The 12729-nt window shown below is 65.2% G+C and carries 12 protein-coding genes and 1 pseudogene; 9 read left to right on the forward strand and 4 right to left on the reverse strand.

The window, feature by feature from the left end; translation table 11 throughout:
• Positions 1 to 9: 9 nt before the first annotated feature.
• Both H7K34_RS15650 and H7K34_RS15655 read left to right on the forward strand, forming a co-directional pair.
• Positions 10 to 1155 (forward strand): glycerate kinase, encoded by a 1146-nt coding sequence (locus tag H7K34_RS15650; RefSeq protein ID WP_264062903.1) that lies wholly within the window; start codon positions 10 to 12, stop codon positions 1153 to 1155.
• A gap of 112 nt (positions 1156 to 1267) precedes the next feature.
• Entirely contained in the window at positions 1268 to 2197 is a 930-nt protein-coding gene (locus H7K34_RS15655; RefSeq protein WP_264062904.1) for a histone deacetylase family protein, read from the forward strand.
• Here H7K34_RS15655 and H7K34_RS15660 read toward each other — a convergent pair.
• Both H7K34_RS15660 and H7K34_RS15665 read right to left on the reverse strand, forming a co-directional pair.
• Complete coding sequence (locus tag H7K34_RS15660) at positions 2194 to 2598, reverse strand: hypothetical protein (RefSeq protein ID WP_264062906.1); 405 nt, start codon at positions 2596 to 2598, stop codon at positions 2194 to 2196. The two genes, H7K34_RS15655 and H7K34_RS15660, sit on opposite strands and share 4 nt — an antisense overlap.
• Before the next feature lie 115 nt (positions 2599 to 2713).
• Complete coding sequence (locus tag H7K34_RS15665) at positions 2714 to 3994, reverse strand: PPE family protein (RefSeq protein ID WP_264062907.1); 1281 nt, start codon at positions 3992 to 3994, stop codon at positions 2714 to 2716.
• A gap of 251 nt (positions 3995 to 4245) precedes the next feature.
• On the opposite strand from H7K34_RS15665, the gene H7K34_RS15670 reads away from it, so the two are divergent.
• Both H7K34_RS15670 and H7K34_RS15675 read left to right on the forward strand, forming a co-directional pair.
• On the forward strand, positions 4246 to 4515 hold the full coding sequence (locus H7K34_RS15670) for a DUF2277 domain-containing protein (protein WP_264062908.1): 270 nt from the start codon (positions 4246 to 4248) through the stop codon (positions 4513 to 4515).
• Positions 4512 to 5072, forward strand: coding sequence for a DUF1802 family protein (locus H7K34_RS15675; RefSeq protein WP_264062909.1), 561 nt, complete (start codon positions 4512 to 4514; stop codon positions 5070 to 5072). The genes H7K34_RS15670 and H7K34_RS15675 overlap by 4 nt, the downstream gene beginning before the upstream one ends.
• Here the strand turns inward: H7K34_RS15675 and H7K34_RS15680 are convergent.
• Both H7K34_RS15680 and H7K34_RS15685 read right to left on the reverse strand, forming a co-directional pair.
• Positions 5031 to 6735 (reverse strand): annotated as a pseudogene (locus H7K34_RS15680) (CocE/NonD family hydrolase). The gene H7K34_RS15675 and the pseudogene H7K34_RS15680 overlap by 42 nt on opposite strands.
• A 101-nt stretch (positions 6736 to 6836) precedes the next feature.
• Positions 6837 to 7424 (reverse strand): DUF3558 domain-containing protein, encoded by a 588-nt coding sequence (locus tag H7K34_RS15685; protein ID WP_108919990.1) that lies wholly within the window; start codon positions 7422 to 7424, stop codon positions 6837 to 6839.
• A gap of 162 nt (positions 7425 to 7586) precedes the next feature.
• Here H7K34_RS15685 and H7K34_RS15690 point away from each other — a divergent pair, with 162 nt between their 5' ends.
• The 5 genes from H7K34_RS15690 (at position 7587) to H7K34_RS15710 (ending at position 12702) form a co-directional block, all read left to right on the forward strand.
• Positions 7587 to 8561 carry a metallophosphoesterase family protein gene (locus tag H7K34_RS15690; protein ID WP_108920109.1) on the forward strand — a complete coding sequence of 325 codons (975 nt, stop codon included), beginning with the start codon at positions 7587 to 7589 and terminating at the stop codon, positions 8559 to 8561.
• Entirely contained in the window at positions 8558 to 9232 is a 675-nt protein-coding gene (gene pptT, locus H7K34_RS15695; protein ID WP_264062910.1) for a 4'-phosphopantetheinyl transferase PptT, read from the forward strand. The genes H7K34_RS15690 and pptT overlap by 4 nt, the downstream gene beginning before the upstream one ends.
• Entirely contained in the window at positions 9229 to 10131 is a 903-nt protein-coding gene (gene truB / locus H7K34_RS15700; RefSeq protein ID WP_264062912.1) for a tRNA pseudouridine(55) synthase TruB, read from the forward strand. The genes pptT and truB overlap by 4 nt, the downstream gene beginning before the upstream one ends.
• 80 nt (positions 10132 to 10211) lie before the next feature.
• Complete coding sequence (locus tag H7K34_RS15705) at positions 10212 to 11402, forward strand: lipid-transfer protein (RefSeq protein WP_264062913.1); 1191 nt, start codon at positions 10212 to 10214, stop codon at positions 11400 to 11402.
• Positions 11403 to 11439: 37 nt separating this feature from the next.
• Complete coding sequence (locus tag H7K34_RS15710; protein ID WP_264062914.1) at positions 11440 to 12702, forward strand: acyl-CoA dehydrogenase family protein; 1263 nt, start codon at positions 11440 to 11442, stop codon at positions 12700 to 12702.
• The last annotated feature ends 27 nt before the right edge of the window (positions 12703 to 12729 follow it).

A 12729-nucleotide genomic window follows, 5' to 3' on the forward strand; every position in this document is an offset into this window, starting at 1 on the left:
CTTGATGGGATGACCTGGGTGATGAGGCGCAACATCGTGCTGGCGCCGGACAAGTTCAAGGGCTCGTTGACCGCCGAGCAGGCTGCCCAGGCAATGGCGCATGGGGTGTGCCGAGCAGATCCGACGATGAACCCAATCGCCTGCCCTGTCGCAGACGGGGGAGAGGGCACCCTGCATGCCGTCTTGGCGGCCGGATTTGAACCAGTCGAAGTGCAGGCGTGCGGGCCGACCGGCGCACCGGTGCGTACCGGGTATGCCCGCAAGGGCGGGCGCGCGGTCATCGAGATGGCGGATATCTGTGGGCTGCAGCGGCTTCCGGCTGCAACGCCGGCGCCGGTGACGGCGACGAGCTACGGGCTGGGCAGCGTGATCGCCCACGCGCTGGACGACGGCTGCCGAGACATTGTCATCACCGTCGGTGGAAGTGCAAGCACCGACGGCGGCGCGGGGATGTTGATGGCGCTGGGCGCCGAGATACTCGATCGCCACGGTCAGCCCATTGCTCTCGGTGCTCAAGGTCTGGCCGACGTTGCTCACCTCGATCTCAGCCGGCTGCACCCGGGCCTGCGCACAGCGACGGTGACGCTGGCGGCCGATGTGGACAGCCCGCTGTGTGGGTCACTCGGTGCGGCCGCTGTCTACGGACCGCAAAAAGGAGTCCTCGGCGACCGCGTGGCCGAAGTGGACGGCGGTCTGTCGAAATGGGCGGACCTGGTTGAAACGGTCATCGGCGCGGATTGCCGAGATGTGCCAGGGGCGGGCGCCGCGGGAGGCGTGGGATTCGCCGCGCTTGCCGTGCTGCGCGCACGGATGAGACCCGGCATCGAAATGATCCTCGACCTCGTCGAACTCGATCGAAAGCTGCTGGGCGCCACGATGGTCATCACCGGTGAAGGCTCCCTCGACGGCCAATCGTTACGAGGTAAGGCGCCCGTGGGCGTTTCGCGATGTGCCCACTCCCACGGCATACCAACCTTTGCCATCGCCGGGATATCGACGTTGACGAGCGCCCAAGCCCGAACGGCAGGCTTCGGCGCGGTGCGCACCCTCAACGAGCTCGAGCCAGATCTTTCGCGCTGCACCAAATACGCCGCAAATCTGCTGGCTGTGGTCACCGAACGGTTGATCCGCGAGAGCACCGACGTGTTTGGCTGATACCGAAATTCGATCAACTGGCGATGCGGTTCGACCCGAGCCGCATACGGTATTCAGACACGAGATTGTTCTTGGATGTGTAGTCCACGACCCTGAAAAGAGGTCTGCCGCAATGTCCACCCTGCTGCTGCACCACCCGAGTTTCGCTAACCACCGGACCGGTGGGGGTCATCCGGAGCGGCCGGATCGCTATCGCGCGGTGGAGGCGGTGCTAAGCCAGCCACAATTCGACACGCTGGTGCGCGAGCAAGCCGAGCCAGCCGACCTCGCGACTACCCGCTATGTGCATTCGAACCGTTACGTCGACGATCTCGAAGCCGCTCGTCCCGCCCAAGGTTATGTGTACCTCGACGGTGGCGACACCGTAATGGAGCCATCGACGTGGGAAGTGGTCTTGCGCGGGGTGGGCGGGACGCTACAGGCGATCGACAATGTGCTGACCGGGCAGGTTCAGAATGCTTTCGTGGCCTGCCGGCCGCCGGGCCATCACGCGGAGACCGAGCGGGCAATGGGCTTTTGCTTGTTCAACAACATCAGCATCGGAGCGCGGCATGCGCAGCAGACGTACGGGGTAACACGGGTCGCGATCGTCGATTTCGATGTTCACCACGGCAACGGCACGCAGCAGATTTTCTACTCCGATTCCGACGTGTTGTATGCGTCCACTCATCAGATGCCACTGTTTCCCGGCACGGGTGCAGCAGATGAAACCGGGGCCGGCAACATCTTCAATTCACCGCTGAAGCCGGGCGACGGTGGGCCCGAGTTACGCGAGGCATTTCAGCAACGAATTCTGCCTGAGCTCGACAGGTTCTCCCCGGAGCTGATTCTGGTGTCCGCGGGATTCGACGCACACGAACGTGACCCGCTTGGTTCGCTGACGATGACTGCTGACGACTTCGGCTGGGTCACCCGCGAGTTGATGAACTCAGCCGAAAAACTTTGCGACGGTCGGCTGGTGGCGGTGCTGGAAGGAGGCTATGACCTTCAGGGGCTGGCGGATTCGGTCGTGGCTCACGTCGGCGAGCTGATCAAGGGTTAGGCAACCGGTTGCGCTCTGAGCTTGGCCCCGACCACGAGTTCTACGCTGGGCACCGAGACACGGGCTTGATTCAACCGCAGGAATCGGCCGTCGATCGAGTACTGACCGATCACGTATACCTCGACACGCTCCGCCGAGCCGTCGGTTTTGCTGACCTCGAGGACAAATCGTGCGGCGTATCGATTCCAGAAGCGGAATTCTTCGAGCGTAAACACGCTCCCGTGGGTGATTTCGGAGCGTGCGATCGCGGCTAGACCGGCGAACTCGTCTCGGGTGTAAGCCTTTCCATTGTCGCGATGCTGGTAGCCATGGTCGAAGAATGCGTTCATCACGTCGTCGACGCTGCGGTGCGCGCAGAACAGCAATTCGCGCAGCGCGTCACTAAATGATGGTCGGATCACCAGATCTCCTCCCGCCACCTAACGCATCCTCAACGTACCTATTGTGATAGACCTTTGGCGTTGCCCGCTATGACGAAAAGTGAAGCAGGCCATCATTTGGACGCATGGCGCTCGCTCAGCCTCCGATCGGTGAACGCGGAATGAGCGAGGCGCGCACCCCCACTCGGTGCGCCGCGCCGCCGGACTCGCTGCCGACCATGCCGCCCGTCGGCGTGTTGGCGGCATGGCGATGTGCCGCGCCGTGGTGGTTATGGTGACCGGCCTGCGAAGCGGAGTGCATGGGCGGGTTGCCGGCGTTCCCCGAAAGCGCATTGGCCCAACCGGGTGGTACCGACAAGGTTCCCAGTTGGGACGCTTGACCGAGGCCAGCCGAGGGCTCGCCGCCGAATCCCGCCGACCAGGGGGCGGCGAGGGGGTTCAACCCGTCCAGCGACCCTAGTTCGCCGAGCTCACCGGGGAGTGCCTCCTCGACGCCCAAAAGCGAATCGCCACCGACTAGTTCGAGGCCGGAGCCGGCCAGGTCGAGGGCGAATCCGCTGATGTCGGTGCTCAGACCGAAGCCATCTGAGCCGAGCCCCAATGCGCTGGTGCCGATTTCGGGTGCGGAGCTACTACCGACGTCAACCAGGCTAGCCATCGTGCTGGCCAACATAGAGGTGGCCCGCATCCCTGCAGTTGTGCTCGTGGTCGCGCTCTTAGAAGTCTTGGCCAGCTGCGCCAGCATGGACACCGAGGAGGAAATTCCCGACGCCGCGAGCGGTGTCCCAGCACCCATCGCTGCCGACGTGCCGGCACCGGGGCTCGCAAGTCCTTGCAGTGTCGTCTCGGCCGAACTCAGCAACTTAGCCGGCGCCGGCGCGGGTGCGCCTGGATCGGTCGTGCGTGGTGGCGGTGCAAAGGCTGAAAGTCCGGATACGCTAGCCGAATTCGCCGCATAGCCGTACATAGCCGCCGCGTCCCTGGCCCACATTTCGCTGTACTCGCCTTCCGCAACCATGATGGCGGGGGTGTTCTGTCCGAGAAGGTTGCCGGCAATCAATGCCGCAAGCCGAATGCGGTTGGCGACGATCATCGGCGGTGGCACCGTCATCGCGTACGCCGTTTCGTAGGCCGCCGCGGCGGCGGTGGCCTTGCTGGCCACCTCCTCGCAGTGCGCGGCCGTGGATCTGATCCACCCGGCGTATGGCATAACCGCCGCTGTCATGGCCATCGACGATGAACCCGTCCACGATGCACCGATTAATTCGGCGACGACTGATTCGCATCTGCTGGCGGCGAGGTGCATCTCCGCGGCCAACTCCTCCCATTCCGCGGAGGCGGCCAGCAGGGTTGCCGGTCCGGGACCCGAATACATTCGGCCGGAGTTCACTTCGGGTGGCAGCGCCCCAAAATCCATTGGTTTCCTCGTCTTGCCCGTGGTCCGGTGCCGTGCGTCGCCGATGGGGCAGCCGGTGCTCGAAGCGTTCGGAAAGACTACTGTATACAGTATCCAGTTGCTGCTCGACGGCCCCGGTGGCGACACATATGAAACTCATATGTTGCGGACCGGGCGTGCCAGCAACCCTGGGCGAACATGGCACCGATTGCTGAGGTGTGGGCGGCCGTCTCGACGAGGCCGCAGCGGCAAATCCCGCCTATCGTTGAGGGATGTGCCGGAACATCACCGAACTGCGCGGTTTGCAGCCCGCGGCCACGGCTGAGGAGGTCGCCGCGGCCGCGCGCCAATACGTGCGAAAAGTCAGCGGCATCACCCACCCGTCGGCCGCGAACGTCGACGCGTTCGAAGCCGCGGTCGCCGAGGTCACCCAGACGACGACGCGCTTGCTGAAGTCCTTGCCGCCGCGCCGGCAACCACCCAAGACCGTCCCGCCGTTGCGCCGACCTGAGGTAGTGGCGCGCCTCTCCGCAACGAAATGACCCTCACCGCAACGACGCCCGCGCTCAAAGAATGGAGCGCCGCCGTCCACGCACTGATGCGCGGTCGGCAGTACGTGCTGTTGCGCAAGGGTGGTATAGGGGAGAAGCGGTTCGAAGTGGCGTCGCAGGAGTTCCTGCTGTTTCCGACGGTTGCGCACAGCCACCAGGAGCGTCTCCGGCCAGAGCATCACGACCTGCTGGCCGCTGCGGCGGCCGACAGCACCGACGATCAGCTGGTGATCAGGGCTGCGGCGAAAGTGGTTGCGGCACTGGTGGTTAACCGGCCCGAGCGGCTCGGGGAAATCGAGGACCTGCACATCTGGACCGCCGAGTCGGTGCGCGCCGACCGGCTGGATTTCCGGCCCAAGCACAAACTCGCCGCGCTGGTGGTGTCGGTGACCCCGCTGATCGAGCCGATACACCTGACCCGGATCCCCGAATATCGGGGTTGTAAGAGTTGGGTGCCGTTGCCGGCGAGCCCGGCATTGGGGACGCCGATCCACGACGACGCCGTGCTAACCGGGATTGCCGCCCGCGTCCGCGACGCCGTGGGCTGACAGGTCGAGCGGGCCGACCGGCAACAGCAGCCGGGAGCTCCCGTAGGCGATGGCGTGAGTGGCCGGCTTCGATTGGCGGGCCGTCAACATCGGTTCGCCGCTGCCAAGGTTGGGCGCGTACCGCGGAAACCAGCTGCCGGTAACGAACAGGCGGATGCGCGAACCGGCTCGAAAGCGATGTGCGATCGCGTCGAGTTCGATGCTGACGGTCTTCGCCGGGGCGGCCAGCCGCCGGTAGCCGTCGCTGACGTTTCGCGAGTGCCCCTTGGCGTCGAGTTCGCTGACCCGGACGAACAGGTCGACGTGCGGATTGTCGGAGCTGTGCGCCAGCTCGACGATCGGATTCCCGTAGACGCACAGATCGTGCAGCAGGGTCGCGCTGTTGAAGGTAAGCACATCGTCGCGCAGCGCCAGCCGGCTGTCGTCGCGGTAGCCGCCACGTGTGGACAGCGACGGGCCGCCGACGGTCGGTGTCGGGTCGGCGGGGTTGTAGTGGAAGGTGGCCGGCGGTAGCCCTTTCAGATCCTTGGGTGACGCCTCATCCAGATAGCGGCCGGGCCTCAGGTATAACGCGCGCTGCGAGGTGACGGGTGGCCAATCGGGTAGATCGCGCCAGCCCTGGCCGGTGACCCCGACGCGAACCCTGCTGGGGCGGCTCAGCTCCGTGGTGCCCGCCAGATGGGTGTCCAGCCAGTCCAAGGTCTCGCGCGCATTGGTGGGCAGTCCCTTGCCGAGCAACTGAGTGTGGGTCCAGGGCCCGACCGTGAGCGCGACGTCCGCGCCGCGGCGGCGAAGGTGCGCATACTGCTGCAGCGTCTGGCGCAGAAAGACGTCTTGCCAGCCACTCATCAGCAAGACCGGCACTTGCACCCGGTCCAGCGCGGTGCTGCAGCGCAATTGGTTACAGATCGCGTCATCCGGGTCTGGGCGCTCTACCCAGGATTCGAACCACGGCGCACCGGTGCCGAGCAGCGCGCGCGCCGATTCGCCGAACGGCACTCCGGCGGCCGCCCGGGCCACCCTGCGCAGAGCCAGCAACTGGCGAATTCCGGCTTGGACCCGGGACGAGTCTTCCTGGTGGGCCACCATGTCGCTCCACAGGAGAAAGTCGATTGTGAACGAGCCGGTATCCCAGAGTGCGGCGTGGAAGTCGTGTGGGCCCCCCCGCGATAACGGCGGCGGCCAGTTCGGGCGGCGGGTCCTGAAGCAACGCCCATTGCGTGAAACCCTGATATGACGTGCCGATGGTGGCAAATCGGCCGGTGAACCACGGCTGCTCGACTAACCATGCGGCGGTGTCGGCGCTGTCGGTGATTTCATTGGCCATCGGCTCGAAAACACCGCCAGACCCGAACGTTCCGCGCACGCTTTGCAGCACGACGTGGTAGCCCCGCGTCGCAAACGGCCAGGCGAATACCAGCGAGAACGGATATCCACGCCCGTAAGGCCCGCGCACCAGCACAGTGCCGACCGGGCTGGAGGTAGTCGGTGCGTAGTGATCGGCAACCAGCGCAACCCCGTCGCGCATCGGCACCTCAACGCGATTCACGGTGTAGCCGCTGGTGGCCGGCCGCAGACCAAACAGCCGGCCCAAGGCGTTGCCACCGATCTGGGTCAGGGTGCGCAGCGCGGGTGGAACAGGTCTAGTCGACGTCATGCTCACGTTCCCCAGGTTAAGGTGGACCGGCTACGGTCTTCGCGCCGGCGCGAATTCATCTCAGCCACAAAAGATCGTGCGCACCGGCGCCGATCACCGTGGCCGGGCTAAAACTTGTAATACGGGGTGAGGTCGTTGGCCCGCTGCAGATTGGTGGACGGGCAGTCGACCTCGGGGTTTGAGTAGACCGTCGAGTAGAACAGCGCCTGTTGCAGCACGCCGTAGCTGGTCTTGAACGCCACCATGCAGGAGAAGTACCAGAAGCTGTTGTGGTAGGTCGGCTTCAGCACCCAGTAGGTGGCCGCGCGGTGGCCCTGGATCGTGGTCTCGAGGGCGTCGGGAGGCAGGGACTGCTCGTAGGTGCGCCAGACGATCGGCTCGACGGCCACCTGATAGTTGCCCGCGTCGAGTTTGCAGCGCAGACCGTCCTCATGCTCGGGCGGCGTGAACCCCAAACCGAGCCGCTGCAGGGTGTCGAACGGGATGTCTTCGCATGCGTCGAAGGGCCGCGGGTCGGTGGTCGCGATGATGGGACTCTTCATCGTCGTTTCCAGTGGCCGCGCCGTTGAGCGCAGATCGACGGTCTCGCCGCCTCCGGTCCGGGCGGGCGGGCCGCTCTGCCAGCCCACCGTGCCTCCGATGACCGCCGTCAGCACCGCACCGAGCGCTCCGAGCAGGCGCACCCTGGTGAACATGACGCCCCCCAACCGTCGGCCGTCTCTTGTGCGGGGAGTTTACAAGTCACGTGCGCGAGGTCACAGCCAAACCTGAACTTGTTCTAACCGGGAGGTGGTAGCGGCCGAAACTCCCAGCGGAACCCGGGTCGGCGCGTCGGGTCGTTAGGCTGGTTACTCGTGGTGACGCGGGACTCGACAAACGGGGGACAGGCGACCGGCCAACCGACACTGTGGGCGGTCTCCGATTTGCACACGGGTCATATGGGCAACAAGCCGGTCACCGAATCGCTGCATCCGTCGTCACCGGATGACTGGCTGATCGTTGCCGGCGATGTGGCCGAACGCACCGATGAGATCCGTTGGGCCCTTGACCTGTTGCGACGCCGATTCGCCAAGGTGATCTGGGTGCCGGGCAACCACGAACTGTGGACCACCAATCGCGATCCCAACCAGGTCTTCGGTAAAGCTCGCTACGACTACCTGGTCAACATGTGCGACGAGATGGGTGTGGTGACGCCCGAACACCCGTTCCCGGTGTGGACCGAACGCGGCGGTCCGGCCACAGTCGTGCCGATGTTCCTGCTCTACGATTACAGCTTCTTGCCTGAGGGGGCGCGCAGCAAAGCCGAAGGCCTGGAAATCGCGCGAGCGAACAACATCGTGGCGACCGACGAATTCCTGCTCTCATCGGAGCCGTACCCCACCCGCGACGCGTGGTGTCGCGAGCGGGTGGACATCACCCGCGCTCGCCTGGAACAACTCGACTGGATGACGCCTACCGTGCTGGTCAACCACTTCCCGCTGGTGCGCGACCCTTGCGACGCGTTGTTCTACCCGGAGTTCTCGCTGTGGTGCGGCACCACCAAGACCGCCGACTGGCACACTCGCTACAACGCCATCTGCTCGGTTTACGGCCACTTACACATTCCGCGGACCACCTGGTATGACGACGTGCGCTTCGAGGAAGTCTCGGTGGGATATCCGCGAGAGTGGCGGCGCCGCAAACCGCCCAGCTGGCTGCGCCAGGTGCTGCCCGACCCGCAGTACGCGCCCGGCGACCTCAACGACTTCGGTGGCCACTTCCAGATCACTCCCGAGATGAAGGCGCAGGCCACGCAGTTCCGGGAACGATTGCGGCAGCGGCAGTCGCGATGACCGCGGACACCCTCGTGTCGTCGGTGTTGCCGGCGACCGACGATATGGCGTATTCGGAGGTGTACTCCGACCCGCCCGGGCTGGCCCCGCTGCCCGAAGAAGAGGCACTGATCGCCAAGTCGGTTGCCAAGCGGCGCAACGAGTTCATCACCGTCCGGCATTGTGCCCGCATCGCACTCGGTGAACTGGGCCTGCCGCCGGTGCCGATTCTCAAGGGCGACAAGGGGCAACCCTGCTGGCCCGACGGCGTCGTCGGTAGCCTCACGCACTGCACGGGCTATCGCGGTGCGGTGGTGGGCCGCAGCGCCGCGGTGCGCTCGGTGGGGATCGACGCCGAACCGCACGACGTGTTGCCGAACGGCGTGCTGGATGCGATCAGCTTGCCGGCCGAGCGCACCGAAATCGCGCAGGTAATGCCGGGAGATCTGCATTGGGATCGAATCCTGTTCTGCGCCAAGGAAGCAACGTACAAGGCGTGGTTCCCGTTGACCAAGCGATGGCTGGGCTTCGAGGATGCCCACATCAGCTTCGAGGCCGACGGCCCGGCGACCGGCACGTTCGTCTCGCAGATTCTGATCGATCCGGAGGCGCTGTCGGGTCCGCCGCTGACGGCGCTGCGGGGCCGCTGGTCGGTCGACCGCGGACTCGTGCTGACCGCGATCGTGCTATGACCGAAAGCTGCACCGGTCCAGGACTAGTCGTCGTCGACAAGCCGGCCGGAATGACCAGCCACGACGTGGTGGGGCGCTGCCGGCGAATCTTTTCCACCCGACGGGTGGGCCACGCGGGCACCCTGGACCCGATGGCCACCGGGGTTCTGGTGGTCGGGATCGACCGCGCCACCAAGATCCTCGGGCTGTTGACGGCATCCGAGAAGTCGTATGCCGCCACGATCCGCTTGGGTCAGGTCACCTCCACCGAGGACGCGGAAGGTGAACTGTTGCAAAGTATCTCGGCTGAACATCTCACCGACGAGGCGATCGCCGCGGCGATCGCCGGGCTGCGCGGCGACATCCAACAGGTGCCGTCGGCGGTTAGCGCGATCAAGGTCGGTGGCCGTCGCGCCTATCAGTTGGTCCGCGAGGGCGAGGCCGTCGAGCTCAAGGCCCGCCCGGTACGCATCGATCGGTTCGCGATCTCGGCGACCCGGCGTTCCGGCAGCGGGCAAGGCCTCATCGATCTCGACGTCGACGTCGACTGCTCGTCGGGAACCTACATTCGCGCGCTGGCCCGCGACCTGGGGTCCGCGCTCGGGGTGGGCGGGCATCTGACTTCGCTGCGGCGCACCCGCGTCGGCCGCTTCGAGCTCGATGCGGCGCGCTCGCTCGACGAACTCGCCGAACAGCCGCGACTGAGTTGGACGCTGGACGACGCGTGCCTGCTGATGTTCCCGCGCCGCGACCTGAGCGCTGAGGAAGTCGACGCGACCAGCAACGGCCGGCCCTTGTCGCCGGCGGGTATCGACGGTGTCTATGCCGGAGCCGGCAGCGACGGTCGGGTGATCGCGCTGCTGCGCGACGAGGGTTCGCGGACCAAGTCGGTGGTGGTGATCCGCCCCGCGACGCTCTAACAGGTCCCGGCCGAGCGGTTGGTTGGGCGGCGTTGCACACTGGGATGACTAGGCGGCCTACCGTTCGGAAGGGGACAACGATGTCCAACAAGGTTTATGTCATCGGCGTCGGCATGACGAAGTTCGAGAAGCCGGGCCGCCGCGAGGGCTGGGACTACCCAGACATGGCTCGCGAGTCGGGAACCAACGCGCTGGCCGACGCAGGCATCGACTACAGCGAGATCGAGCAGGGCTACGTCGGCTATGTCTACGGAGAGTCGACCGCGGGGCAGCGAGCACTCTACGAATTGGGCTTGTCCGGCATTCCGATCGTCAACGTCAACAACAACTGTTCGACCGGCTCCACCGCGCTGTTCCTGGCCGCGCAGGCGATTCGCGGCGGGTTGGCTGACTGCACGATCGCGCTGGGGTTCGAGAAGATGAAGCCCGGATCGCTGGCGACGACCTACGAAGACCGCACCAACCCGATGGACAAGCACGTCAAGGCGATGGCCGAGATCAGCGAGTTCGCCTTCCCAGCGGCGCCTTGGATGTTCGGCGCGGCGGGCCGTGAGCACATGTTGCAGTACGGCAGCACCGCCGAGCACTTCGCAAAGATCGGCTACAAGAACCACAAGCATTCGGTGAATAACCCGTTCGCGCAGTTCCAGGACGAGTACACCCTCGACGACATCCTGGCCGCGAAGATGATCTACGACCCGCTGACCAAGTTGCAGTGCTCGCCGACGTCGGACGGTTCGGGCGCGGCGATCCTGGCCTCCGAAAGCTTCGTCGACCGCCACTCGCTGGCCGGTCAGGCGGTGGAGATCGTCGGTCAGGCCATGACGACCGACTTCAAGTCCACCTTCGACGGCAGCGCCAAGGGGCTCATCGGCTACGACATGAATGTGCAAGCAGCACAACGGGTTTACGACCAGTCCGGTCTGGGGCCCGAGGACTTCCAGGTGATAGAGCTGCACGACTGCTTCTCGGCCAACGAGCTGCTGCTCTATGAAGCCCTCGGCCTGTGCGCTGCGGGCGAGGCGCCCAAGCTGATCGACAACGGCGACACCACGTACGGCGGACGCTGGGTGGTCAACCCGTCCGGCGGCCTGATCTCCAAGGGTCACCCGCTGGGCGCGACCGGGCTGGCGCAGTGCGCCGAACTGAACTGGCAGCTGCGGGGCCAGGCCGACAAGCGGCAGGTCGACAACGTCACCGCCGCGCTGCAACACAACATCGGGCTGGGCGGCGCCGCCGTCGTCACCGCATACCAGCGGGCCGAGCGCTGAGCGGCGCGGCGGGCGGGCAGGCCCAGGGGGACAAACTGTGATCGAGTGGTCGGAAACCGATCTGATGATGCGGGATGCCGTTCGTCAGTTCGTGGACAAGGAGATCCGCCCGCACCTGGACGAATTGGAAACCGGTGCGCTGTTGCCGTATCCGATTGCCCGTAAGTTCTTCAGTCAGTTCGGCCTGGACGCGATGGCCGCAGAGTCGGTCAAGAAGATGCTGGACCGCGAGCGCGCCAAGCGCAACGGTGAATCCAAGGGCGAAAAGCGAGACAGCGCAGAAGATTCGGGCGGTATCGGCGGTCAGCAATCGATGGTTGCGGTACTGGTTTCCGAAATCGCCCGGGTCAGCATCGGATTGCTGAGTACCGCATCGGTCAGCCTCGGCCTCGGTGCGGCGACCATCATGAGCCGCGGCACGCTAGCCCAGAAAGAACGCTGGCTGCCCGAGCTGATGACGCTGGAAAAGATTGCGGCGTGGGCGATTACCGAGCCGGACTCCGGGTCGGACGCGTTCGGCGGCATGAAGACCTACGTCAGACGCGACGGCGAGGACTACATCCTCAACGGGCAGAAGACATTCATCACCAACGGGCCTCACGCCGACGTCCTGGTCGTGTACGCGAAACTGGACGAAGGCGACGCTTCCCCGGACAAACAAGACAAGCGGAACCGGCCGGTGCTGGTTTTCGTGCTCGACGCGGGGATGCCGGGCCTCACACAGGGCAAGCCCTTCAAGAAGATGGGCATGATGTCCTCGCCGACCGGTGAGTTGTTCTTCGACAACGTGCGGTTGAGCCCGGACCGGCTGCTCGGCGAGAGTGAGCAGCACGCCAGCGGCGACGGACGCGACAGTGCCCGCGACAATTTCGCCGCCGAGCGGATCGGGATCGCGATGATGGCGCTGGGCATCATCGACGAATGCCACCGGCTGTGTGTGGACTATGCGAAGACTCGCACGTTGTGGGGCAAGAACATTGGGCAGTTCCAGCTGATCCAGCTGAAGCTGGCGAAGATGGAAATCGCCCGGATGAACGTCCAGAACATGGTGTTCATGACCATCGAGCGCCAACAGGCCGGTAAACCGCTGACGCTGGCCGAGGCGTCGGCCGTCAAGCTGTACTCCTCGGAGACGGCCACCGAGGTGGCGATGGAGGCTGTGCAGTTGTTCGGCGGCAACGGCTACATGGCCGAATACCGGGTCGAGCAGCTGGCCCGGGACGCCAAATCACTGATGATCTACGCGGGCAGCAACGAGGTCCAGGTGACCCACATCGCCAAGGGACTGCTGACCGGCTAGGTCATCTGGCGGCGCCGCGCTTGCGGG

The sequence above is a fragment of the Mycobacterium montefiorense genome (genome assembly GCF_025823255.1).
Classification (GTDB): Bacteria; Actinomycetota; Actinomycetes; order Mycobacteriales; family Mycobacteriaceae; genus Mycobacterium; species Mycobacterium montefiorense.